The 21,779-nt window shown below is 59.9% G+C and carries 14 protein-coding genes and 13 pseudogenes; 12 read left to right on the plus strand and 15 right to left on the minus strand.

Annotated elements, in window-relative coordinates; translation table 11 throughout:
- Positions 1 to 54: 54 nt before the first annotated feature.
- The 3 genes from ACE10W_RS38335 to ACE10W_RS38345 form a co-directional block, all read right to left on the minus strand.
- Complete coding sequence (locus ACE10W_RS38335; protein ID WP_018269532.1) at positions 55 to 294, minus strand: hypothetical protein; 240 nt, start codon at positions 292 to 294, stop codon at positions 55 to 57.
- 132 nt (positions 295 to 426) lie between these two features.
- Complete coding sequence (locus ACE10W_RS38340) at positions 427 to 693, minus strand: hypothetical protein (protein ID WP_014498652.1); 267 nt, start codon at positions 691 to 693, stop codon at positions 427 to 429.
- A 235-nt stretch (positions 694 to 928) separates the two neighbouring features.
- Complete coding sequence (locus ACE10W_RS38345; protein ID WP_011090921.1) at positions 929 to 1,333, minus strand: hypothetical protein; 405 nt, start codon at positions 1,331 to 1,333, stop codon at positions 929 to 931.
- Positions 1,334 to 1,505: 172 nt separating this feature from the next.
- Between ACE10W_RS38345 and ACE10W_RS38350 the strand changes: the two are divergent.
- Positions 1,506 to 1,715: pseudogene (locus ACE10W_RS38350) on the plus strand (transposase); the annotation flags it as partial.
- Positions 1,713 to 1,961 (plus strand): annotated as a pseudogene (locus ACE10W_RS38355) (IS701 family transposase); the annotation flags it as partial. The pseudogenes ACE10W_RS38350 and ACE10W_RS38355, both read left to right, overlap by 3 nt.
- A gap of 98 nt (positions 1,962 to 2,059) precedes the next feature.
- On the opposite strand, the pseudogene ltrA reads toward ACE10W_RS38355, so the two are convergent.
- The 5 genes and pseudogenes from ltrA to ACE10W_RS38380 all read right to left on the minus strand — a co-directional run bounded on the left by ltrA (position 2,060) and on the right by ACE10W_RS38380 (position 6,604).
- Positions 2,060 to 3,538: pseudogene (gene ltrA, locus ACE10W_RS38360) on the minus strand (group II intron reverse transcriptase/maturase).
- Between the two features lie 336 nt (positions 3,539 to 3,874).
- Entirely contained in the window at positions 3,875 to 4,030 is a 156-nt protein-coding gene (locus ACE10W_RS38365) for an NAD(P)-binding domain-containing protein (protein ID WP_018269530.1), read from the minus strand.
- Positions 4,031 to 4,045: 15 nt separating this feature from the next.
- A pseudogene (locus ACE10W_RS38370) lies at positions 4,046 to 4,784 on the minus strand (IS6 family transposase).
- Between the two features lie 227 nt (positions 4,785 to 5,011).
- Positions 5,012 to 6,145: an FAD-dependent oxidoreductase gene (locus ACE10W_RS38375; RefSeq protein ID WP_011090930.1), complete on the minus strand. Its 1,134-nt coding sequence runs from the start codon at positions 6,143 to 6,145 to the stop codon at positions 5,012 to 5,014.
- A 246-nt stretch (positions 6,146 to 6,391) separates the two neighbouring features.
- The gene (locus ACE10W_RS38380; RefSeq protein WP_014498644.1) at positions 6,392 to 6,604 is read right to left on the minus strand and encodes an aldehyde dehydrogenase family protein; all 213 of its coding nucleotides are present in this window, start codon (positions 6,602 to 6,604) and stop codon (positions 6,392 to 6,394) included.
- Positions 6,605 to 6,712: 108 nt separating this feature from the next.
- Here ACE10W_RS38380 and ACE10W_RS38385 point away from each other — a divergent pair.
- The 6 genes and pseudogenes from ACE10W_RS38385 to ACE10W_RS38410 form a co-directional block, all read left to right on the plus strand.
- Positions 6,713 to 7,458: pseudogene (locus ACE10W_RS38385) on the plus strand (helix-turn-helix domain-containing protein); the annotation flags it as partial.
- 84 nt (positions 7,459 to 7,542) lie between these two features.
- Positions 7,543 to 8,437, plus strand: a pseudogene (locus tag ACE10W_RS38390) (IS3 family transposase); the annotation flags it as partial.
- Between the two features lie 162 nt (positions 8,438 to 8,599).
- Positions 8,600 to 10,141, plus strand: a complete 1,542-nt coding sequence (gene istA / locus ACE10W_RS38395) for an IS21-like element ISFK1 family transposase (RefSeq protein WP_011090936.1) — start codon at positions 8,600 to 8,602, stop codon at positions 10,139 to 10,141.
- 18 nt (positions 10,142 to 10,159) lie between these two features.
- Positions 10,160 to 10,921 (plus strand): IS21-like element ISFK1 family helper ATPase IstB, encoded by a 762-nt coding sequence (gene istB / locus ACE10W_RS38400; RefSeq protein ID WP_011090937.1) that lies wholly within the window; start codon positions 10,160 to 10,162, stop codon positions 10,919 to 10,921.
- Between the two features lie 104 nt (positions 10,922 to 11,025).
- Positions 11,026 to 11,271: pseudogene (locus ACE10W_RS38405) on the plus strand (integrase core domain-containing protein); the annotation flags it as partial.
- 147 nt (positions 11,272 to 11,418) lie between these two features.
- A pseudogene (locus ACE10W_RS38410) lies at positions 11,419 to 12,053 on the plus strand (transposase); the annotation flags it as partial.
- Here the strand turns inward: ACE10W_RS38410 and ACE10W_RS38415 are convergent.
- A complete protein-coding gene (locus tag ACE10W_RS38415) occupies positions 11,962 to 12,288 on the minus strand; it encodes a hypothetical protein (RefSeq protein ID WP_162130962.1) in 327 nt (108 codons plus the stop codon). The pseudogene ACE10W_RS38410 and the gene ACE10W_RS38415 overlap by 92 nt on opposite strands.
- A gap of 332 nt (positions 12,289 to 12,620) precedes the next feature.
- Here ACE10W_RS38415 and ACE10W_RS38420 point away from each other — a divergent pair, with 332 nt between their 5' ends.
- On the plus strand, positions 12,621 to 12,950 hold the full coding sequence (locus tag ACE10W_RS38420) for a hypothetical protein (protein WP_016848551.1): 330 nt from the start codon (positions 12,621 to 12,623) through the stop codon (positions 12,948 to 12,950).
- Positions 12,951 to 13,044: 94 nt separating this feature from the next.
- Positions 13,045 to 13,642: pseudogene (locus ACE10W_RS38425) on the plus strand (transposase); the annotation flags it as partial.
- Here the strand turns inward: ACE10W_RS38425 and ACE10W_RS38430 are convergent.
- From ACE10W_RS38430 to ACE10W_RS38450, 5 genes and pseudogenes are all read right to left on the minus strand, one after another.
- Positions 13,630 to 13,881: pseudogene (locus ACE10W_RS38430) on the minus strand (IS5/IS1182 family transposase); the annotation flags it as partial. The pseudogenes ACE10W_RS38425 and ACE10W_RS38430 sit on opposite strands and share 13 nt — an antisense overlap.
- 552 nt (positions 13,882 to 14,433) lie before the next feature.
- Positions 14,434 to 15,480 carry an ATP-grasp domain-containing protein gene (locus ACE10W_RS38435; RefSeq protein WP_011090946.1) on the minus strand — a complete coding sequence of 349 codons (1,047 nt, stop codon included), beginning with the start codon at positions 15,478 to 15,480 and terminating at the stop codon, positions 14,434 to 14,436.
- A complete protein-coding gene (locus tag ACE10W_RS38440; RefSeq protein WP_014498636.1) occupies positions 15,471 to 16,334 on the minus strand; it encodes a 7TM domain-containing protein in 864 nt (287 codons plus the stop codon). Before ACE10W_RS38440 ends, ACE10W_RS38435 begins: the two co-directional genes overlap by 10 nt.
- A complete protein-coding gene (locus ACE10W_RS38445) occupies positions 16,331 to 17,953 on the minus strand; it encodes a gamma-glutamyltransferase family protein (protein WP_014498635.1) in 1,623 nt (540 codons plus the stop codon). Before ACE10W_RS38445 ends, ACE10W_RS38440 begins: the two co-directional genes overlap by 4 nt.
- Positions 17,954 to 17,960: 7 nt before the next feature.
- Complete coding sequence (locus ACE10W_RS38450) at positions 17,961 to 19,013, minus strand: KamA family radical SAM protein (protein WP_016848546.1); 1,053 nt, start codon at positions 19,011 to 19,013, stop codon at positions 17,961 to 17,963.
- A 420-nt stretch (positions 19,014 to 19,433) separates the two neighbouring features.
- Between ACE10W_RS38450 and ACE10W_RS38455 the strand changes: the two are divergent.
- A pseudogene (locus ACE10W_RS38455) lies at positions 19,434 to 20,496 on the plus strand (IS630-like element ISRj1 family transposase).
- Between the two features lie 6 nt (positions 20,497 to 20,502).
- Positions 20,503 to 21,340 (plus strand): annotated as a pseudogene (locus ACE10W_RS38460) (helix-turn-helix domain-containing protein); the annotation flags it as partial.
- A gap of 129 nt (positions 21,341 to 21,469) precedes the next feature.
- On the opposite strand, the pseudogene ACE10W_RS38465 reads toward ACE10W_RS38460, so the two are convergent.
- A pseudogene (locus tag ACE10W_RS38465) lies at positions 21,470 to 21,709 on the minus strand (transposase domain-containing protein); the annotation flags it as partial.
- Between the last annotated feature and the right edge of the window lie 70 nt (positions 21,710 to 21,779).

Below are 21,779 nucleotides of genomic sequence, written 5' to 3' on the forward strand. Positions count from 1 at the left end.
CGTACTTGCTGTCCGGTCATGATGTCGAACGCTGGCTGCTGAAGACGCTCAAAGCTAACGAAACGGCCGCAGCCCATATCGGCGGCAAAGCGCCAGAAAAAGGTGCCGAGACCACTGGTCGGGAAGTGAGAATTGCTGTTCGATTGGTGGATCGTGGCGAGCGAGTTCCTCGACCCGGGCCCGCACCCGCTGCAGCGCGGCTTCCGCCGCATGGCGCTCACCAGCAGTTCCGGCCCCCACGAACAACGCCTCGATCTTCCGAAGCTTCTCGCGCAGCTGCGACTCGCTGTTCATTCTGATCCCGTTGCCCGCTCCGAACCGGGATCACCCCATCACCGCGCCCCGGCGGCGTCAATCATCCCGACCGCGCTATCCAGAGCATTCCGCGCAAGTCAAGCCCGGGAACCGGTGATCCTGTCGTGACGCTCACGTACAAGCTGCGTTTGATGTAGGGCAGAAGCGACTGCCTTGGTCGTGAACGCGTCCGACCGGAATTTTCGCAACGATTTCGACAAGAGCTGGTCGATCGACGTTGCAAACAGCGAGCTTGAGTGAGCGCGCGGCCTTTTTGGCCGCCGCCGCCTGGCGCTCCGGAAACCGGCCGGCCTTCGGCTTGCCGGTCGCGTCGATCCCGTAAACGATGATTGCCGAGGCGGAGAGTGTCTTTTGGTTCGTGAGATTGGGCTTGGCCATTTTGCCCTCCTGAAAAGCCGAAGGGGCCCGATTTGGGCCCCTTTCTGAAACGGCGTTGTCGCTGGTCCTGCGGGATGCTCCCGGCAATGGCGGTCTTGTCATTGGACGACTCCTTTGCTGAAGACGAGAAGAGCGTTCAAACAATCTCGTCGTAAGTATAATAAAGCATATCATCCAAAAGCGCAATGATTGCAATAATTTAGCTGCAGAAAAATTGCGCTTAAATAGAAGATAATTACTGTAATTTCCGCGCTTTTTTGGCACAATTACTGTAAACAATACACGACGAAAGATCGCATGACTTGCGATCATCAATATTGTTGCCGTTGCAGACGTTCAAACCGTCAGCAGCGCAGTAACGCCAAAGAGCGTGCTGAACAAAGCGCGGAAAATCCGCCGGAAAATTACGATCAAACTGGCGCGCGTCGATCTGTGCCGAGACGCGCCGCAAGACCTCGGCGCAGCCGCCGTCTGCATAGCAACGGGGACCGTACGGATGAACCATGCCAAGTTGCTCCAAAATCCCGGTTCGGACCAGAAAGTTGTGAACCAGCCGATCCACGACGATCATGGCAATGCCAACTGCATACCAATCAGGACGGGCCTCGCGATCCGCCATCAAAACGGATGAAAGCGTCATCGTCAGAACCTTGTCCGAAACCCCAAAAACATGACGGGTCGGACCGACTAACCTGTCTTATTCGTAAGAGGCGCCCGAGAGGCTGGCGAGCGTGGTGTAAAGCGCTCATACGGCGTAGGATTCGGTTGTGAAGCCAACCCCATCACCTCCAACCGCGAACGCCACGCCCGCCATGACCGACGATACGATTCCGCCCTTCTCGTTTCCAGCCATTCACGCCAAGAAAGTCACAGCTGCCTTCGATGGTGGGCGCCTAACCTCGAACGGGGGCGTGATGCTTCTGGCGATGGCCGAGCGGCGTCTCGGCTTGGCCGACAATCTGGCCCGGGTGTTCCCGGATCGGCGCGATCCGACGCGGGTCGTGCACAGCCTTGTCGATATGAAGGAGGAGCTTGGACTTGATCACTTCGAAGGGCGATCATGGCAAGGTCTTCATCGCCACGCCCTTATGACAATGATTGCCTACGCCTTCCTGCAACATCGTCGCCTCGCATACGCGGGGCGGAAAAAAAAGAATCAACGGGCCTCCGCCTCAACCAACCATGCCCGCCGCACGCCATGCCATCGTCGATCTCATCCTTCGGCCGCCGCCTCAGCAATGCCCATATTGCCGAAAGCAAATCCTTGAAAAGCAGTGGCGCAAACGCATTCTGTTCGCGGTAGGGACACCCATCACTGGGCGCCCCCCGCGCAGATCCCGGCGAGCCCAATTAAGGCACCGGGCTCCTACCTCGGGTGTTTGACGGCGAAGCGCAGCTTCGGCCATGGATGAAGGATGCGAGCCTTGGGGAGCCAGTCATCGGTGATCTGCGTTATGCGATCCCAGGTCAGACAGGTCCGCTGACTGCGCCGCCGAAGCGTCCGCCTCCAGAGATCGGTCAGATAGAACCGAAACGCATTGAGCGCTCGGCCATTCGTCGGGACAGCAAAGTACGCAAAGTGGCCGGTCAAGACCTGCCTCAGCCATTTCCCTTGTGCAGGGATCGGCCAGTGCATTCGGCGCCTTAGCTCCTCCTTGATTTCGCGGAGTTTGGTTCGCAAGCGGTCGCTACGGGTCTTCCGTTGAAGCTGGAAGCGCCCTTGGCGTGATTTGCCGCAGATAAACGTGAACCCCATGAACGCAAAGGTTTCCGGCTTTCCGAGTCCGCGCTGCTTGCGTTGAGCCGCCGCATGGCGACCAAACGCAATCAGGCGGGTCTTGGCCGGATGGAGCGTCAGCTCGAACTCCTCCAGTCTCGCGCGCATCGCGTCAAGGAAACGACGTGCGTCATCCTCGCGCTCAAAGCCGACTACTACATCGTCCGCGTAACGCACGATGATCATGCCGCCGGAGACCTCGCGCTGTCGCCGGCGTTTGGCCCACAGGTCGAGAGCGTAGTGCAGGTAGATGTTGCCGAGAAGCGGTGAAATCACCGAACCTTGACCCGTTCCCCTGTCATCAGCGGCTACGACGCTGTCTTCGAGAACACCCCCGCCTTCAGCCATTTCTGAATGAGGCGGATGATGCGCTTGTCGCCGATCCTATGTTCCAAGAAGCGAACCAGCCAAGGTTGACTGACTGCGCCAAAGAAGTTTTGGATGTCGGCGTCAATGATCCAGTTCACGTTCCGCGTCTCGATCGCTGTGCAGAGCGCGTCCAACGCATCATGTGGTCCTCTGCCGGGCCGAAACCCGTAGGAAAAGCCACAGAAGTCTCCTTCGTAGATGGCGTTGAGCACGATGACGGTTGGCGCCCTGGACGATTTTGTCTTCGAGAGCCGCGATCGCTAACGGGCGCTGCTTGCCGTCTGCCTTTGGTATGTACGTCCGGCGAGACGGTTGCGGGCGATACGCTCCTCGTTGGACCCGTTTGTGCAGATCGGCGAGCCGGGGCTCGAGATCTTCCTCGTAGTCCTCCCACGTCATGCCATCCACTCCGGGAGCAGCCTTACGCCTGAGCGCAAAGAACGCCGCCCGCAGTGTATCGACATTGATGTGGTGAAAGAGCGCGGTGAACCGGTCCTTCTTCCTCAGCCTTGCGGCTGTCCGTACGCGGTCCAGCGACTGGGTCATGCGAGCCCGGCCCTGTGTCCGGTGCATGCGCTGCTGTTCCGCGTTTCCCTTGGTCCCCGGCCTTGGCTCCGCCCACTCCGCCGCCAGTAATCCGGCTTTGTTCGTTGGCTTCTCAGCTACTATGCCAGAGTCAGACTTCTCCGTGTCGTGCATCAGCGGCTACAGCTCCTCGCCTTCCCGCTGCGGACCATCTCCTCCGAGAAGGAAGATGGCCGACCCGGAGATATCCCGGTTCCCGTACAAGGAGCTTCCATACATGCCAGGGTCTACGACCACGCCGGGTTGGACGGGTGCTCGCGTTTGCGCACTCGCCCATATTGCCTTCCGCTCTTTGGACAGCGTCGGCTCCCGAGATAACACTGTTTCGCGGCTCAATGGCTGGCCTGCATGCTCCCCTACCGACGCTTCGCCGACACCCTCGCGGACGCCTGCGCACGGCTCGGGGCCGATGTGGTTCGCTACACCTTCATCGCAATGGACTTCCACCATCTATTCCTTGCCGGTCTCCCGGCGCACCCAAAGTAGTGATAGGGCTTCAATATCGCTGCGCGTGCGATTGTAGACGATGAGATGATGGCTAGCCTTTAGCAGGTTCCGCGCCATTGGCGCACCCATGTGGCCAAGCCCGATGAAGCCGAGGTCCATCGCAGGCATCGTCAACTAATCGATCGCCGAGCTGAAGGAGGCGAGTCTCAGAGGTCGAGAGTCGGCGATAGCGCTTGTCCTGGAGATCTCGCGCCAAGTCGCAAAGGCTCGTTCGCGCGAAGCTCGACGGAAGTCGGCCGTGACGGCTCCGGGATAGGGGATGTGGAAAAGGTTCGCGACCTGATCGTGAACTGACAGAAACCGTTGAGCCTGATGGGGACGATTTTAAACGCTTCATGATCCGCTCGCGTCGCCGCGTCGGCTGATGAGAATTCTCGGCCCGATTGTTGAGAGCTTTGTGCTGGCGATGTTCGACGTGAAAGCCCATCTTCGCCCTCGCAGCGCCGTACGAACGCAGCTTATCCGTGATCATCACGCGCGGCGGCGTGCCGGCGGATTTCAAGAGCTTCTTCATGAGCCGCTGGGCAGCGCGCGAGTCTCTCTTCGGCGCTGGATCAAGACGTCGAGAACGAAGCCATTCTGGTCGACAGCGCGCCAGAGCCAATGTTGTTCGCCCGCGATCGAGATAACGACCTCGTCCAGATGCCATTTGTCACCGCGGGTGGGAGCGCGCTCGACGGATCCGATCGGAGAACAGCTTGCCGAATTTCCGTCCCCCCTGGCGCACGGTTTCATAGGTCATGCCAATGCCACGCGCCGCCAGCATTTCCTTGACCAAGCGCAAGCTTAAGGGAAACCGGAAATACAACCACCGTTCATGATGAAGGATTTCGCACAAAACCCGAATGCGCAAGTGGCAGGACTGGCGATAGCAGGACCACTCCGAACACCGTCATCCATGGGCGGAGGTCAAAATCCATCCCTGCAACGAACCTGCTTGTCTTGTCATGCATTTCCCCTGTCGTGACATGCTTGTTGTCGGCCAAAATGCTACAGAGTTTACCTTCAGTCCACGGATGTGGCCGATCCACCGCGGTAGCGACGTCCGTCAAATTCCCATGTGACTTCGCCTGCTTCTAATCAGACGGGCGCAGCCAGAAACGCGTAGCCTTCACGAAGAAGGCCCATCGAATAGTCGCGGCCATGCTCCGGTTTGCGCTCTTCCCGGCAAATGGCGTATGCAATGTCGTATACGCGCCCGACTCTTTCTTCGCGGCGTCGGCAATAGGTCTTGAGCGCAGTCTCCAGATCGTCGTTGCGATTCAGTTCCTGGGCCAGAACCAGCGCATCCTCGATCGCCATTCCGCCGCCGGATGTCATTTGCGGCATCAACGAATGGGCAGCATCGCCGAGCAGCACGACACGGCCACGGTGCCAGGGGGCTGGCATCATCAAGACATCAAATGGGCGGTAGCTTATGTGCTTGTCTTCGCCGATCACCTTGGCAGCCGCGACCAGTTCGGGCGCCGTAAAGGGGGCGAGCAGGTTACGGAGATAGTCGCACACCCGATCTTGCGGAATACGAAGCTTTTCGTCCGTGCTTTCCAGGAAGAATAGATAGCACAATTCCTTCGATAGCGGCAGCGCGCCAACTACGCGGCCCGTCGGAAGGCGGTACAGGACGAAGCCATTCATCGCCTCGGTGCGAGAAACCGTATAACGCCATACCCCTTGGCCGGCGTAGTGCGGCTTGAACTCGTCGCCGAAGATGCTCTGGCGGATCTTGGAATAGACTCCATCCGCAGCGATCAGCAGATCGGCGCGATCTGTCTCGCCGTTCGATAGCTGAACCGTCACCCCTCGATCGTCCTGATCAATACGGGTGATCGTTGTGTTGAAATCGATTTTCGCGCCGCTCTTCGTCGCAAAGTCTTCCAGAATCTGTCCCAGACGTGGCCGCATGAGTCCCAGTGCGGCTGGACGATCAGCGTCCCAAATTCTTGGTGAGGACTGTTCGCTCAGAATCGTTCCCGCGCCATCGCGTACCGACACGGTATCCCAACCAAGGCCGCCTTCGAGGCAGGCATCCACCAATCCCAATTCGGCAAGTGCCCGCAAGGCATTCCCCAGCAGCGTGATACCGGTGCCGATCCGGTCACGCTTATCTCCCATCTCAATGACTCTGGTAGATACGCCTATCCGCTGAAGCGCATGGGCGACCGTCAAGCCGCCAATCCCGCCACCTACGATGAAAACCTTCTTCACCGCGCCCATTTCTCCTCCTCCACTTGTTGGTATCTTTTTTATTTCTTGGCGATCACCCCCCGGGGGCCGCCGCGTTCTATGAAAAGCATTGTATTCTGTAACCTACCAATCCTGCTCTCGCCGAGCACCACCAAGCGCAACACCGATCCCGCTTACATCCATTTCAATGACGTCGTCGGGCTCGATCCGCTCGTCCAAAGATCGGCACACGACTACCCATCGCGCGCTAGAGCGAGACCGCAATGTACTTTGGTTTCAAGGTATTCCTTGATGCCTTCGGTTCGAGCCTTCACGACCGAGGCCGCTTGCCTTGCTGCCACCGAAGGGCGCCGCCCGATCGGACGCAAGTCCTCTGTTCAGCGCGACCATGCCGCTCTGCATTTGCCCGGAAAGGCGCAAACCACGCTTCAGGTCCTCGGTGTAGACGTAGGAAATCGGCCCAAATTCGGTGTCGTTGGCCAACTTCACGGCGCGCGCCTCATCGTCGAAGGGTGTTCGCCGTCAGGACCTGTGAGACAAATTGAAGGATTTTGCGGAGGGAGGATTTCTGGTTCATCGTAGCCACCAGGAGCGAAGATGAAGCAGAAATCCGTACCGGGCAAAGTGCCGCAGAACAAGTTCTAAAAGACATTCTGCGACAAACCCGCCGGCATTATTCGTCGGAGGAGAAGATCCGCATTGTGCTGGAAGGATTGCGCGGCGAGGAAAATATCTCCGAGCTCTGTCGCCGCGAGGGCATTGCCGCCTCGATGTATTACGGCTGGTCCAAGGAGTTCCTCGAGGCCGGCAAGCGCCGCCTGGCGGGCGACACGGCACGAGCTGCGACCTCCGGCGAGGTGAAGGATCTCCGCCGGGAGACTGTTGCCCTGAAGGAGGCCGTAGCCGATCTGACCCTGGAGAACCGTCTGCTCAAAAATAGCATGAACGGGCTCTATAGGTGAATGCTCCGCATTCACCTGTCGGGTGAGAGAGGGGGAGGACGAGGCATGAGGTATCCCGCCTCTGAGAAGGCCGAGATCATCCAGCAGGTCGAGCAATCGCATCTTCCCGCCAAGCGCACGCTGGACAAGCTCGGTATCCCGCGCGCCACATTCTATCGCTGGTATGATCGCTACCGCGAGGGAGGCGTTGAAGCGCTGGCCGATCACCGGTCTCGACCAGACCGGGTCTGGAATCGCATCCCCGACGATGTGCGGGGTCAGATCATCGACCTGGCGTTGGAGTTGCCTGAGCTGTCGCCACGCGAGCTGGCCGTGCGGTTCACCGACGAACGAAAGTACTTTGTATCCGAGGCCTCGGTCTACCGGCTGCTGAAGGCAGAGCTGGCCCCGCAAATTCGGACAGTAGCTTGAGTGGATTTTCTGCCTGACAGCGGCGAGGATTCTTGCTGCGAATCAGGAGCGAAGATGACGAAGAAGAGCCGCCGGACGCATTCTCCGGCATTCAAGGCGAAGGTTGCTTTGGCTGCGGTCAAAGGCGACAAGACACTGGCGGAGCTGGCGCAACTGTTTGATGTTCATCCGAACCAGATCACGATCTGGAAAAACCAGCTCCTGGAAGGCGCCGCCGGCGTGTTTGGGCATGACAAGACATCGGCCGAGACGCCGGTCGATTTGAAGGCGTTACATGCCAAGATCGGCGAGCTGGCGTTGGAAAACGATTTTTTGTCCGGCGCGCTCACCAAGGCGGGCCTGCTGAGCGCAAAGCGATGATCGACCGCGGTCATGATCTTTCTATCGTGCGCCAGGCGAAGGTCCTGAAGCTGGCTCGCAGCACGGTCTACTATGAACCTCGGCCAGTTTCGGCCGAGGACCTTGCCTTGATGCGTCGGCTCGATGAGCTGCATCTCGATTATCCCTTCGCGGGAGCGCGTATGCTGCGATCGTTGCTGCGGCGGGAGGGGGTATACGCCGGTCGCCGCCACATCGCGACGCTGATGAAGCGCATGGGGATCGAGGCGGTCTATCGTCGCCCGAACACGAGCAAGCCGGCTCCGGGTCACAAGATCTACCCGTACCTGTTGCGCGGATTGAAGATCGAGCGGCCCGACCATGCGTGGGCAATGGACATCACCTACATTCCGATGCGGGTGGCTTCGTCTATCTCGCGGCGGTCGTCGATGTGTTCAGCCGACGGGTCCTGGCCCATCGCGTCTCGATCACAATGGAGGCGGCCTTCTGCGTCGAAGCGGTCCAGGAGGCGCTGGCGAAGCACGGCAGGCCCGAGATTTTCAACACGGATCAGGGCAGCCAGTTCACCAGCCTCGAGTTCACCGATGTGCTGCTGGACGTGCGCGTTTCGCGGGATCGTGAGCGCGGATTTCAGGGGATCGTGAGCAGAGATTTCAGACGATCGTGAGCAACGATTTCGCGGGATCGTGAGCAAGGCTTTCGGAGCCTTGCAGCGCTTCGGCCGACAACTCAACCGGCTTAGGGATGACCTCGTGGTTAACGAGGAAGCCCAATGCCTACCCAGAGATTGTCGATGCGCCGGATCAAGGAAGTCCTTCGGTTAGAACATTTTCAAGGCCTGCCAGAGCGGGCCATCGCGCGGAGCGTGGGCGTCAGCAACGGCGTTGTGCACAGCTACCTGAGCCGCGCCCGCTCTGCTGGGTTGAGCTGGCCGCTTCCGGAGGGAATGACCGATGAAGACCTGGAGCTTTTGCTTTTCCCAGCCCCACGACCAGCGTCTCAGAGCCCGCAGCGGCCGGTGCCCGACTGGAGCTACATCGATAAGGAGCTCCGCCGGCGCAACGTAACCCGTCGCCTGCTCTGGGAGGAGTATCGCGCCGTTAATCCCGACGGTTTCGGGTACACGTGGTTCTGCACTACCTACGAGGCCTGGAAGGGGCGGGTCCGACCTTCGATGCGGCAGATTCATCTGGGCGGCGAGAAGGTGTTCGTGGATTTCGCCGGCGACACCATCGACATCGTCGATCCCCTGACCGGGGAAGTGCAGCCGATGAAGCTGTTCGTCGCGGCGATGGGCGCTTCGAACTACACCTACGCCGAGGCCTGCCCCAGCGAGAGCTTGGCCGACTGGATCCGGGCCCACGTCAACTTGTTCACGTTTTTGAGCGGTGCGCCGACGTTCGTGGTCTGCGACAACCTCAAAGCCGCCGTCAGCAACCCCGACCGCTACGATCCCGGCCTCAATCGCACTTATGCCGAGATGGCGAGCCATTACGGCACGGCCATTCTCGCCGCACGGCCGCGGCGCCCAAAAGACAAGGCGAAGGTCGAGGTCGCGGTGCAAATCGCCCAGCGCTGGATTCTGGCCCGGCTGCGCAATCAGCGCTTCTTTTCCCGGGCCGAGCTCAACGCCGCCATCAAGACACTCGTCGACGAACTCAATGCTCGTCAAATGCGTGGCTTCGGCTCAAGCCGCGCCGAACTGTTTGCCGAACTCGACAAACCCAAGCTAACCCCGCTGCCAGATCAGCCTTATGCCTTCGCACGCTGGAAGCGCTGCCGCCTCGCTCCCGATTATCATGTCGAGGTCGACGGCCATTGGTACTCCGCGCCGTATCGTCTGATTGGCGAGCTGGTCGATGCCCGTATCGACGATCGGACGGTCGAGATCTTCCACAAGGGCCAGCGGATCGCCAGCCATGCCCGCGCGCCCAACCGACGCGGACACACCACCATCGCCGACCACATGCCCAGCGCCCATCGCCGCTACGGCGAATGGACCCCCGCCGCGGTGATCGCCGCCGGCGAGCGGATCGGTCCTTCGACAGCAGCGTTTTTCCAGGCCGTGATCGACGCCCGGCCCCATCCAGAACAAGGCTTTCGAACCTGCCTTGGCATTCTGGCGCTCGTCAAAAGCTACGGCGCCGAACGCCTCGACGCAGCCTGCCGGAGGGGCATCCTCATCAAGGCGCGCTCCGTCGCCTCGATTAGATCGATCCTCCAGAACGGCCTCGATCGCACGTTCTTCGACGAATCTTTCGAGCACCAGCCCCTGCGCCACGGCAACATCCGCGGACGCGACTACTTCCACTGAAGCAAGGAGAGACCCGGCATGCTTAACCACCCAACCCACGAACGGCTGATCGAGCTTGGCCTGACCGGAATGGCCAAGGCCTTCGAGGAGCAGCGCCGATCGCCCGATCTCGAAGCCCTGCCGTTCGAAGATCGCATCGGCCTGTTGGTCGACCGCGAAGCCGCCGAACGCGACACCAGGCGGCTCACCACGCGCCTCAAGATCGCCGCACTGCGCCAGACTGCTTGCGTCGAGGACGTCGATCTGCGCACCCCGCGGGGCATCGACCGCGCCGTTTTCGCCAAACTCGTCGAAGGTCGCTGGATCGATCGCCACGAGAATTTGCTCGTCACCGGGGCAACCGGCCTGGGCAAAAGTTGGTTAGCCTGCGCGCTCGGCCACAAGGCCTGCCGCGACAACCGATCAGTCCTCTATCATCGCGTTCCAAGGCTGTTCGAGGCGCTCGCGCTCGCGCGCGGAGACGGACGTTACGCCCGGCTCCTCAAAAGCCTCGGCCGCGCTCAGCTTCTGATTTTGGATGATTGGGGACTATCGGTGCTCACCGCCGCGGAACGCCGCGATCTGCTCGAAATCCTCGAGGACCGACATGGCCGCGCATCCACCATCGTCACAAGTCAGCTCCCCGTGGACACCTGGCATGGAGCCATTGGGGACCCCACGGTCGCCGACGCCATTCTCGATCGCCTCGTCCACAACGCCCACCGCCTCCAGCTCACCGGAGAAAGCATGCGAAAACGCAGCGCCAAAACCATCACCCTTGACGGCCAACCAGAACACTGACTCTATCTCCCATCGGCCGTAGCGGGCTGCTCACGATCGTCTGAATTCAGTGCTCACGATCGCGCGAAATCGATGCTCACGATCCGTGAAATCCGCAGCTGGACGCGAAGATCGCCATCAGCATGGACGGCAAGGGCGCCTGGCGCGACAACGTGTTTGTCGAGCGGCTCTGGCGCACGGTCAAATACGAAGAAGTTTATCTCCGCGCCTACGACAGCGTGTCCGAGGCGCTAGCGTCAATTGCCAAGTATCTGGCCTTCTACAATCAGGGACGCCCTCACTCGAGCCTTGACGGGCGCACGCCCGACGAGGCTTACTTCGGCACGCAAGCTATGGTGATGGCCGCATGACCGTCGCCGACGGTTTTGTCGTCGCTCTGGTCGGGCTACGCCCTCCCGACGCAACGACAAAACCGTAAAGCCTCGCGTTCAGCATAACCCGGCAGGAATCCACTTAAATCCAGCGGGGCGCTGTCCAAACAACCGGGGCCAGCTCTGGCGCATGACCTCATCACCAGCCCGGCCTATGTGGTGATCAAGGCCGCGAACGAGTTCAAGGACAAGACGACGGCCGTCAGTCAGCTCTGGCAGACCGACTTCACCTACCTCAAGATCACCGGATGGGGGTGGTACTATCTCTCGACCGTGCTTGACGACTTCTCGCGCTACATCGTGGCCTGGAGGCTTGGTCCCACCATGTGCGCTTCCGACGTCACAGCCACCCTCGACCAGGCACTCGCTGTATCCGGCCTTGACCACATCGCCGTCGCGCACCGGCCAAGGCTTCTCAGCGACAATGGTTCGAGTTACGTGGCGGACGATCTGGCCAAGTGGCTCGACCAGAAGGGCATGCAGCATGTGCGCGGCGCTCCGTACCATGACCCAGGGAAAGATCGAGCGGAAAGATCGAGCGCTGGCATCAGACGCTGAAGAACCGCATCCTGCTCGACAACTACTACCTGCCCGGTGATCTCGAACGTCAGGTACGGGCCTTCGTCGAACACTACAATCACGTCCGTTATCATGAGAGCATCGACAACCTCACAGCAGCCGATGCCTACTTCGGCAGGGCCGAGGCGATCCTCGCAGAACGAAAACGCATCCGAGGGAAACGATCCATTTTTCCATCATGACCGTGATCCCAAGCTCTTTTTCCGTCTCTATCCTTGCTGCGTTGAGTGCTGCGACCGCTTGCGTTTGGTCGACAAACGAACCCTCCAAGGTGGTGTTCGGAAGAGTAAATAGAGTGTCGTCATGGTCCAGAATCCAGGGAAACCAGCCGTACTCGATCGCATTTGTAAGAAAGTGTTCGTGCGGGTCTGGCCTAGCCTCTTTTAGATCGTACGAGGCAATAAATGTGGGCATCATGGTTGCTCCACTCTGCGGCGCACACGCGGACTTGGAGGCACGCGGACATGACTCGACGCCGTGGAGAGTGAAAACCCGCCGCTGTTCCTGCCGCGCCCACGCTGCCAGTGAAGTTGGCGGCGGTGACTCGGCGCTCACGGCTCCGGAAGCGCTGTCCCCACCACGCGCTGCAAACTTCGGTGGCCAGCCTTCGCCCTTGGATTAGCGAGACCGACCACCTCCCCGAGAGGCTCAATTCCAAGGGCGCTACCAGACAGTATCGCTGAGAACGACTGGAAGCACCTACCAAGATTGGTTGGTGCCGATCTGATGTGGCCTGGGGCAAATGCGCCATGGCGACTGAATTAGATACGATTTTTGATGTGATTGAGCGTCACCGCGAGCTTTCCGCGCAGCACGCCGCCGCGGCATCGGTGTCCTCGAAACTTGTCGCAGGTCCCGAGTTTGATGCCGCCGACGCGATCAGCGAGGAAAGAGGGTTGGCTCTCGAGGAGTATGCAGACGTGCTCATCCACTCCAAGCCTACTACGCTTGCGGGCGTAATCGCCCTGAGCCGCTACGTAGCCAGCCTACCGGCTTGGCTGCTGTCTGATGAAAATGATTGGCACCAATCGTTTCTGAGGACGCTGGCGGACGCGGTGGATGAGATCGGTGTGAGGTAGCGCCACCTCTGGAATTGAACCGGCCGGTGCGCGGGAAGCGCAAGAGAGCTATCGCTGAAAGTTGGTGACGGCGGAATCGCAAAGGCGGCACCCCGTGGGGGGGCTTGACGCCTCCACTTCTCCACCGAAGGAGCGATATGCCGTGTCCAACGATAACGTCATCCAGCCGATTCAGCCAGGAATCGTTGACGATCAACTCACAGAAGTCTTGCGCAACGGGGCACGTGCCTTCTCGCCAAGGCGGTCGAGGCCAAAGTCGCAGACTTTCTCGGCCAGCATGCCGATTTGAAGACCGCGGACGGCCACCAGCGCATCGCGCGCCACGGTCACCTGCCGGAGCGCGAGGTGATGGCCGGCATCGGTCCGGTCGCCGTCCGCCGGCCGCGTGTACGCGCTCGCGAGGCGGCCGCTACCTGGGCGCCGGTTCTCTCCGTCGATGCTGCGGCCAACATGCGCCACTCCAAGTCGATCGAGACACTGCTGCCGATCCTTTACCTGAAAGGGATCTCGACCGGCGACTTCTCCGAGGCGCTGCCGGCGCTGCTCGGCAACGATGCTGGCGGGTTGTCGGCATCCGCGATCGGCCGGCTGCAGGACGTCGGATTGACGAGCACGCCGCGTGGCAGAAGCGCGATCTGTCGGCGAAGCGCTACATCTACATCTGGGCCGACGGCATCCATTCCAAGCACCGCCCGCACAGCGCTTCGTCAGACAGATTGTGCATATGTTTGAGGATGAACAGCCCGGCCACGAGCCTCGTTGGCAGCGGCGGCTGGCCCGGCCCGGTGCGACACACCGAGCTGAAGCGCTTCGCCAGAAAATCCCAATCAATCTCCGCCGCAAGCCGCACCAGCGGATGACGAAGGTTGATGATCGCATCCAGAGAAGCCCGAAATAGGTCGTCCTGGCGATCGTCGCGCGGCTGACTCACGGCCCGTTCTCCAACAGCGAATCTTGCCGTCAAAGGAATCACGATCCACCAAAATCCGGTATCCCAAAACGCAAGAAACCGACCCTCCCCCCGGCTTTCTTGCAAAATCGAATACTTGCTCAGGTTAAATCATCGCGACGTATCAATCGCTTCCGAATTCTTCACGGGCGGCTAGCGAAGAATTTGAGGAGCTGATCTCGTCGCAGCGTCTTGCGAAAGATGACGACTCCTGAAACATCCGAGCCATGCACCTTGCCAGTCTCCCGGCGCACCAACTGTAAAGCTAAGATAACGAGGCAGTCGGTACCGGTCGTTATCGCGGTCTGCATATGTCGCCGCATTTCCCGCCAGGTCCTTTCGCGCACGCAAGCCGTTTCCGCCCATCCCTCCGGAAGTGCCGGCACCAACAACCCGAGCGCACAGCTTCAGCGATCGTCTGCATCATCAGTTTCGAGTCCGGCAGGAAAACCGCCCTCCATTTGCCTGTGCAAACATCGCTATTGTTGCTCCGCCGAACCATACGATCGACAAAAAGTGACAGCTCTCAACACACTACCCAGCGGCATAATAAATCCGCTCGCGATTTGACGGTTGTTCGGCCTGGGAAATGCCAGTTCCGAAATACCGCGCGTGGGCGACGTCGAGGATACCGTTGACCAAACTCGAGAAGGTGTACCCGGCGGCTTTCGCGGCCAGGACATAAGACGCGCCGATACCGAGTGCGGCCATCGAGTTGATCTCCAGGACAAAGGGGTGCCCGGAGCGGTCGATCCGGATGTCGACGCGGGCGTAATCCCGGCAGCGGCAGGCGCGGAAGGTCGCAACCGAAATATCCCGCAGTATTGTCGCGAGATTGCTCCCGACCTGCGCCGGGCAAATCTTCTGGGGCTCCACGACCGCCATGTGCATCTTGTCTTCCCAAGTGATAAGACGCGTCTCGCGCTCGCCGAAGTCCTGCTCCACCAGAGGCAACGCCTCAAGCTCTCCGTTTCCCAGCAGGGCAACGCAGATCTCCCGCCCTTCGATGTATTCTTCTACGAGTGCATCCTGCGCATATTGCGTGACGATCACTTCTACGGCCTGTCTCAACTGGGCGGGCTCATATACGAGCTGCAATCCGAAGCTCGTGGATTCATGACGCGGCTTTACTACCAACGGGAAGCACAGATCGCCGGTACTCTCGGTGCCCCTACGCATCACACGAAAGTTCGGCGTCGGCACGCCGCAATCGCGGATGAGCTGTTTGGTAATGGCCTTGTCGAGCGCCAGTGCGTGCCCGAGCGGGCTGGAGCCGGTGTACGGAACGCCAGCCATCTCGAGCATGGCCGGAACGTGCGTGTAGCGGCACTCGCCCTGAATTCCGTACGCCATGTTGAAAACGATCCCTGAAGGGCGGGCTTGCGAATCGGGTGGCATGAACCGCTCAAGCGTCGCGAGCAGTCCTTTATCACCTTCGCACAGCAGCGTGTCGTGGTTACCCTCTTGCAGTGCCGCCACCACGCTTTCGACCGTCTTGCGGCCGTATTTCTCCGGGCAAGGTTGACCGAAGTGGTTGATCACGCCCCTATGATCATCGTTCCACACGACGGCTACCCGCATGAGCTGCTCCCTGTATGTTGCCGGCTTTCACGTTCATTCGCCTGGATTTGGCAGATCGAGAGGGACGGCTCGCCTGGAGTGCCCGCGCCCCAAGGCCAGGCGACGAGCGGGTTCACTCCTTCCAACAAGCGGAAATCGAGATACTTGTTGATTAGCAAAATGCACCCGGCCTGCACCAACAGCAGTTCCGGGAATCGCAGGAAGAGTTCCAACGTGCCTGGCAAACTCGATAGAGCCACGATGATGAGGGCGGCCAACACCGTCGTGAAGGCGCGCCAGATCGCTTCACGGACTCCATTTTGGTCGAGCACTTTTGCGAAGCTTTCGCAGGTCAAACACAAGGCGATAACCGGAAAGAACGCAATCTCACGAAGCCAGGCGATATGCCACCATTCCCCCGCGGTCAAAGGCGCAAACAGCAGCGCTGCCGCCAAGCTCAACAGCACAGCCACTCGCGCGTAACTGTGGTCTGTCTTGAGCAGCGGCCGCAAGGCGACAACGACGAGGAGTACGAACAGCAGGAAGGCAAGGCTGATCGGGATGCTGACGGTATCGAAAGCCATCGCCAACAAGATCGGCCGAAGAAGCCCCAGCACCCTGACGCCAAGAGTGAGGCGAAAGAGTACGACGAAGACAGCTCCCAAGGAGACGAACACCACGCTCTCGGCTGACTTGTGGAACTGGGCCGGTAACTCTGTGAGCGAAACAAAACTCGCACTGATGGACGAAGTCGATAGCATCGGCAGTTTGGCGAGCGCTACGCCGAGCGGCAGGACAAAGAGGCCCACGAGCAACCAATCGGTCTTTGGCGCGGCGTCCGCCGAGGCATTCTTATTTCTGCACGTTTCACTCAAGAGAGCACCTCCACCAGGCCATCACGCCGGGGATCGGCAGCGCCTTTCGCGCTTCCGTCAGTCATGAGTTGGAGCGCGTTGACCGAACCCATCGCAAAATTGAGTCGTGATTTGACGATTGGGATGCGGTTACGGGCGCGCAATCTTGCCAACAGGGCATTGCTGGCTGCCGGCCGCTCGATCCAGACTTTGCGACCGACCAGTCCATGTACGCGAGGCGCCGCCACAGCGTCCGTGATATCCAAGCCCAAGTCGATGACTCCACTTAGGACATGGAGAATTGCCGAAATGATCCGTCGACTGCCGGCGGCGCCCAGTGCCAGGAGCGGGCGGCCGGTGGCGCCCTGTAACACCAGCGTTGGGGCCATGTTCGAGCGCGGTCGACAACCTGGTCCGAGCTCATAGGGGTGAGAAAGGCGGGGACACGTGCACAGATAATTGTTGTAGAGGAAACCCAGATCCCGGTGTGCCACCTTGGCGCCGAACACCGATTGGATAGACTGTGTCAGCACTACAATGATGCCATCTCGATCGCAGACCGAAAGATGGGTCGTATCGCCCGGTTCTTCGGCACTGTCGGTCGCGAGCTCTTTGGTACTTTGCGGCGCCAGGATGCTATCTGCGACTTGCCGCGCGTAATCTTCGCTCAACCGCCCTTGACGCGATTGCGGAATGAGATCATCGGGCAGCAACGGGCGGAGCTCCCGCTCGCGAAAGACGGCGGATGACGCGAGCGCGATCGCTTCGTGCCAGCTATCGTCGGATGACTCCGAGTTTGTCGCTGATATCTGCGCGATGATGTTAAGTGCAAACAAGAGTTGCAGTCCGCCGCTAGGCGGCGGGATGCTGAGAATCCGATGGCCGCGATAGGACGTCGAAACCGGCTCCACCTGTGCGGGCGGACCGCAGCTTGCTAGATCTTCTTCGGTGATGAGACCGCCGGCCGCTCGCATATCGGCTGCGATCTGCCGGGCAATTCCGCCGTGATAGAAGTCCTCGGTGCCGAAATCGGCCAACCGGCGAAGCGTGCCCGCGAGCTCCGGTTGTCGAAACATGTGGCCGATTTCCGGTGGCAGACCGTCTTGGAGAAACAGCTCACCGGCCGGCGATGCTCGCAGATCATCGGCCACCCATCGGGCTTGTCGGTGCTGCAATGGCGTGATCGGATAGCCTTCTTCCGCAATGCGGATCGCTGGCGCCATCACAGTTTCGCGGCTGAGCACGCCGTATTTCCTGTGCGCCCAGTCCAGCGTCGCGGGAGTCGATGGAATCGTGCAGGAGCGATACCCGCGCCGCTGCTGGCCCGCTTTGATCGTGTCGAGCGAAGCGGCTGCGGGCGCACGGGAATGTCCGTCGATGATCCGAATTCGATCATCCGCAAAACGGACGAGCAACACGGTCTGCCCGCCCAGACCCGATGCACTGGGTTCGCACACGCAAAGCGCCCAGGCGGCGGCCACAGCGGCGTCGATCGCGTTTCCGCCGGCGCGCAGGATTTCCACCCCGGCTTCGGTAGCGTTCGGGAAAGCCGTCACCACAGCCTCGTGGCGCTGCCCTACGGAAGCGGCAGGGCCGTCGAGCTCCACGCGCTCCAAGTTGGGCATCAGCATCGCGCGCATTTCGATCTCAGCCTTCGGGCAAATCGTCCAACCAGCAGGCGCCCTCGACGTGCCGCCGGGAAAAGACCTTTCCGAGTTCTTCGGGAATCTTGTTTTGATGATATCGCATATACACGCGGCCATCGGCACCAAGGTCGAGAACCTCGATCTTCCCCGTGTAATGGGACATGATGTATTTGAACGTCTTCTGGATACCGCTGAGACGTCGGTTGATGCCGCGCGCGATCTCTATACCGCGCCGCAGCGAGACCTGAAAGTGCGATGCGCCTTTCACCGGCCTGCCTTGAAAAAGATAATAAGGGCGGACGCCCATTTGGTGACACTTTGCAAAGGTCGCCGCCAAGATTTCGGGATCGTCGTTGACTTTCGCCAGAAGCACGGACTGATTCAGAAACTGCACGCCCTGTGCGCGTAGCGCGCGAATGTTGCGCTCCGCATCGACCGAGATCTCGCCGATGTGGTCGAAATGCGCGACGATCACTGCGGTCTTTCCCGCTTCACTGATCCGCCGGAACAACGCCGGGAGTGCGGGATCCTCAAACCGCCTGGGTGCGAAGGCGACTATTTTTGTGCCGAATCGAATTGACTCCAAGTGCGGGATCGGTAGCAGATGATCAAGAATCTTGCCGAGCTTAGCGGTGCTGAGCACGAACGGGTCGCCTCCAGATAGCAGCACGTTCGTCATCTCAGGATGGCCGGCGATATACTGCGCGACCCGGGCGAAATCGGGCGCGATCTCATCGGAGTCCTTGCCGACGATGCGTTTGCGAAAGCAGTAACGGCAATAGGACGCGCAACGGTCCGTTACCAGCAGCAGACCGGTCTGCGCGTATTTGTGCTGAAGCCCGGGCACGACGGTATTGTCATGCTCGCCGCTGGTGTCAAGACTTCCGGGACTCTTGAACTCAGCAATTGTGGGCTCTACAATGTATTTAAGCTGGTCGTAGTAGCCACTGTTGGTGATCTGATCGCGATAAAAATTTGTGGCGTGATACTGCGTGATGTTGTTGGCTTGCAGCTCACTCTCGGTAATGGCGCGCGCGCCCTCGATGAAATTCATGACCGCGGTGTGCGGCCGCAGGCCGTGCGCGATAGGCCGTGATGAGGTGCGCAAACCCGCGCCTCCGGGGTTGTCAGCATGAACAACTCCTTGTTGATCTTGTGATGAGGACGGTATCTCGACCACCGGACGTCTTCCGGTGGCGACGCGAGCTTGCGCAGATCGGCCTAGCATCTTGTTCGTCATAGCTGATTCTCCCCAGCGCGTGGACCGGAACTGATCCCCGGGCAAAGTCTGGACTAGCAATTGATGTGCCACCAGAGACTCTGTGTAGTTAAGCTTCAATGACAATAGGATGATGCGTCTCTTCTGCGCAGCACGAGACGCAGAGTCGGGTTGCCGACATTGTGTCACCAGCCGGACGCGAGTGAATACTAGTACCCACTTTTCTTGGAACGTGAGTCGTGATTCAAGGTCGGGATGATACCCGAAGCAAGAGAAGTCCACCTTTCGAGGAAAGATCGCAAGGTGCTTGAGGCGTGCTGTCGCTCACCGGTGACGTTGCAGCGCGATTTGAAGCGGGCGCGGATAGTTCTGTTGGCGGCGGATGGGCGCAGCACCCGGTCGATCGCCAAGGAAGTTGGGGTCCAGCCGCGGATTGTCAGCCTTTGGCGGCATCGCTATGCCGACCATGGCCTTGAAGGGCTGCAAGACAAGCCGCGGCCTGGCAAGCAGCCGATCTATACGAAGACGACCGACAAGCGGATTCTGAAGCTGCTGGATAAGCCGCCACCGCAAGGGTTTGCGCGCTGGACCGGCCCCCTGCTGGCCGAGGCGCTGGGCGATGTCGATGTCCAATATGTCTGGCGGTTCCTGCGCAGCCACAAGATTGACCTGGTGGCTCGCAAGTCCTGGTGCGAGAGCAACGACCCGAACTTTACGGCCAAAGCCGCCGATGTTGTCGGCCTCTATGTCGCGCCGCCGGCGAAGGCCATTGTGCTGTGCGTGGACGAGAAGCCCTCGATCCAGGCTTTGGAGCGAGCGCAGGGTTATCTGAAGTTGCCCAATGGCCGCGCCTTGACCGGCCAAAGCCACGATTACAAGCGGCATGGCACCACAACATTGTTTGCGGCGCTCGAAGTCGCCACCGGAAAGATCATCGCGACCCATTCAAAACGCCGGCGCCGCGTCGAGTTTCTCGATTTCATGAACAGCGTCACCGCGGCTTTTCCGAACCGCAAGCTTCACGTCATCCTCGACAACCTCAACACCCATAAAAAGAACGAGGACTGGCTCAAGGCCCACCCCAACGTGCAATTTCATTTCACGCCGACAAGTGCGTCATGGCTCAATCAGGTCGAAGTATGGTTTTCCCTTGCAGGGGCAGTCGCTCAGCGGCACCTCCTTCACGAGCCTCAAGCAGCTTCAGGAACACATCGATGCCTACGTCAACGCATACAACGACAGAGCCGAGCCCTTCGTCTGGACCAAGAAAAAGGTCCGTCAACGCCGTTTCAAAGGCCGCCGTATCACTCAGCTCTGATTCCGGGTACTAGAAGGATTGCGCGGCGAGGAGAACATCTCCGAGCTTTGTCGCCGAGAAGGCATTGCCGCCTCGATCTATTACGGCTGGTCCAAGGAGTTTCTCGAGGCCGGCAAGCGCCGCCTGGCCGGCGACACGGCACGAGCTGCGACCTCCGGCGAGGTGAAGGACCTCCGCCGGGAGGCCGGCGCCTTGAAGGAGGCCGTCGCCGATCTGACGCTGGAGAACCGTCTGCTCAAAAAAAGTATGAACGGAGATGGGGAGGACGAGGCATGAGGTATCCCGCCTCAGAGAAGGCCGAGATTCATCCATTTGGTCGAGCAATCGCACCTCCGGCCAAGCGCACGCTGGACAAGCTCGGGATCCCGCGCGCCACATTCTATCGCTAGCATGATCGTTACCGCGAGGGCGGCATCGCCGCTCTGGCCGATCATCGGTCTCGACCAGACCGGGTCTGGAACCGCATCCCGGACGATGTGCGGGGCTAGATCATCGACCTGGCGCTGGAGTTACCTGAGCTGTCGCCACGCGAGCTGGCCGTGCGGTTCACCGACGAACGAAAGTACTTTGTATCCGAGGCGTCGGTCTATCGGCTGCTGAAGGCGCATGACCTCATCACCAGCCCGGTCTATGTGGTGATCAAGGCCGCGAACGAGATCAAGGACAAGACGACGGCGCCGTCGCGCACCGGCCAAGGCTTCTCAGCGACAATGGTTCGAGTTACGTGGCGGATGATCTGGCCGAGTGGCTCGACCAGAAGGGCATGCAGCACGTGCGCGGCGCTCCGTACCATCCTCAGACCCAGGGAAAGATCGAGCGCTGGCATCAGACGCTGAAGAACCGTAAGCGACGTTCGCGTCCCATTCGCAAAGGTTTGGCGTGGGGATTGCAGTCTGTTGATCAACGTGTTTGCAAATCGTTGGCGGGGGGTATGGAGGCGGCAACGACGGAGAATTACGAGGTGCGGCCGAACGACCAGCTCGTCGATCCGGGACTGCGGGTGACCGGTTGCGATCGCTTTGAGCGTCGCTTTCATCCAGACGTAGGGCTCCACGCTGTTGATTTTGCAGGTGGCGATGAGCGAAGCTATGCGCGCCCATGAACGACCACCTTCGTCGTGACCAGCAAATAAACTATTTTTACGCGTCAGAGTCAGCGGCCTGATTTGATTTTCGACGGGATTGGTGTCCAACTCAACGCAACCATCGTCGAGAGAGCTGGCCCCGCAAATTCGGACAGTAGCTTGAGTGGATTTTCTGCCTGACAGCGGCGAGGATTCTTGC

The organism is Bradyrhizobium sp. B025 (assembly GCF_042257955.1).
Lineage (GTDB): Bacteria > Pseudomonadota > Alphaproteobacteria > Rhizobiales > Xanthobacteraceae > Bradyrhizobium > Bradyrhizobium diazoefficiens.

Excerpts from the sequence above, each read along its gene's own strand:
- ACE10W_RS38335 (WP_018269532.1), bottom strand. The coding sequence starts at position 294 with ATGAACAGCGAGTCGCAGCTGCGCGAGAAGCTTCGGAAGATCGAGGCG.
- ACE10W_RS38340 (WP_014498652.1), bottom strand. The coding sequence starts at position 693 with ATGGCCAAGCCCAATCTCACGAACCAAAAGACACTCTCCGCCTCGGCA.
- ACE10W_RS38345 (WP_011090921.1), bottom strand. The coding sequence starts at position 1,333 with ATGACGCTTTCATCCGTTTTGATGGCGGATCGCGAGGCCCGTCCTGAT.
- ACE10W_RS38365 (WP_018269530.1), bottom strand. The coding sequence starts at position 4,030 with ATGGACCTCGGCTTCATCGGGCTTGGCCACATGGGTGCGCCAATGGCG.
- ACE10W_RS38375 (WP_011090930.1), bottom strand. The coding sequence starts at position 6,145 with ATGGGCGCGGTGAAGAAGGTTTTCATCGTAGGTGGCGGGATTGGCGGC.
- istA (WP_011090936.1), top strand. The coding sequence starts at position 8,600 with ATGCCTACCCAGAGATTGTCGATGCGCCGGATCAAGGAAGTCCTTCGG.
- istB (WP_011090937.1), top strand. The coding sequence starts at position 10,160 with ATGCTTAACCACCCAACCCACGAACGGCTGATCGAGCTTGGCCTGACC.
- ACE10W_RS38415 (WP_162130962.1), bottom strand. The coding sequence starts at position 12,288 with ATGATGCCCACATTTATTGCCTCGTACGATCTAAAAGAGGCTAGGCCA.
- ACE10W_RS38420 (WP_016848551.1), top strand. The coding sequence starts at position 12,621 with ATGGCGACTGAATTAGATACGATTTTTGATGTGATTGAGCGTCACCGC.
- ACE10W_RS38435 (WP_011090946.1), bottom strand. The coding sequence starts at position 15,480 with ATGCGGGTAGCCGTCGTGTGGAACGATGATCATAGGGGCGTGATCAAC.
- ACE10W_RS38445 (WP_014498635.1), bottom strand. The coding sequence starts at position 17,953 with ATGCGCGCGATGCTGATGCCCAACTTGGAGCGCGTGGAGCTCGACGGC.
- ACE10W_RS38450 (WP_016848546.1), bottom strand. The coding sequence starts at position 19,013 with ATGAATTTCATCGAGGGCGCGCGCGCCATTACCGAGAGTGAGCTGCAA.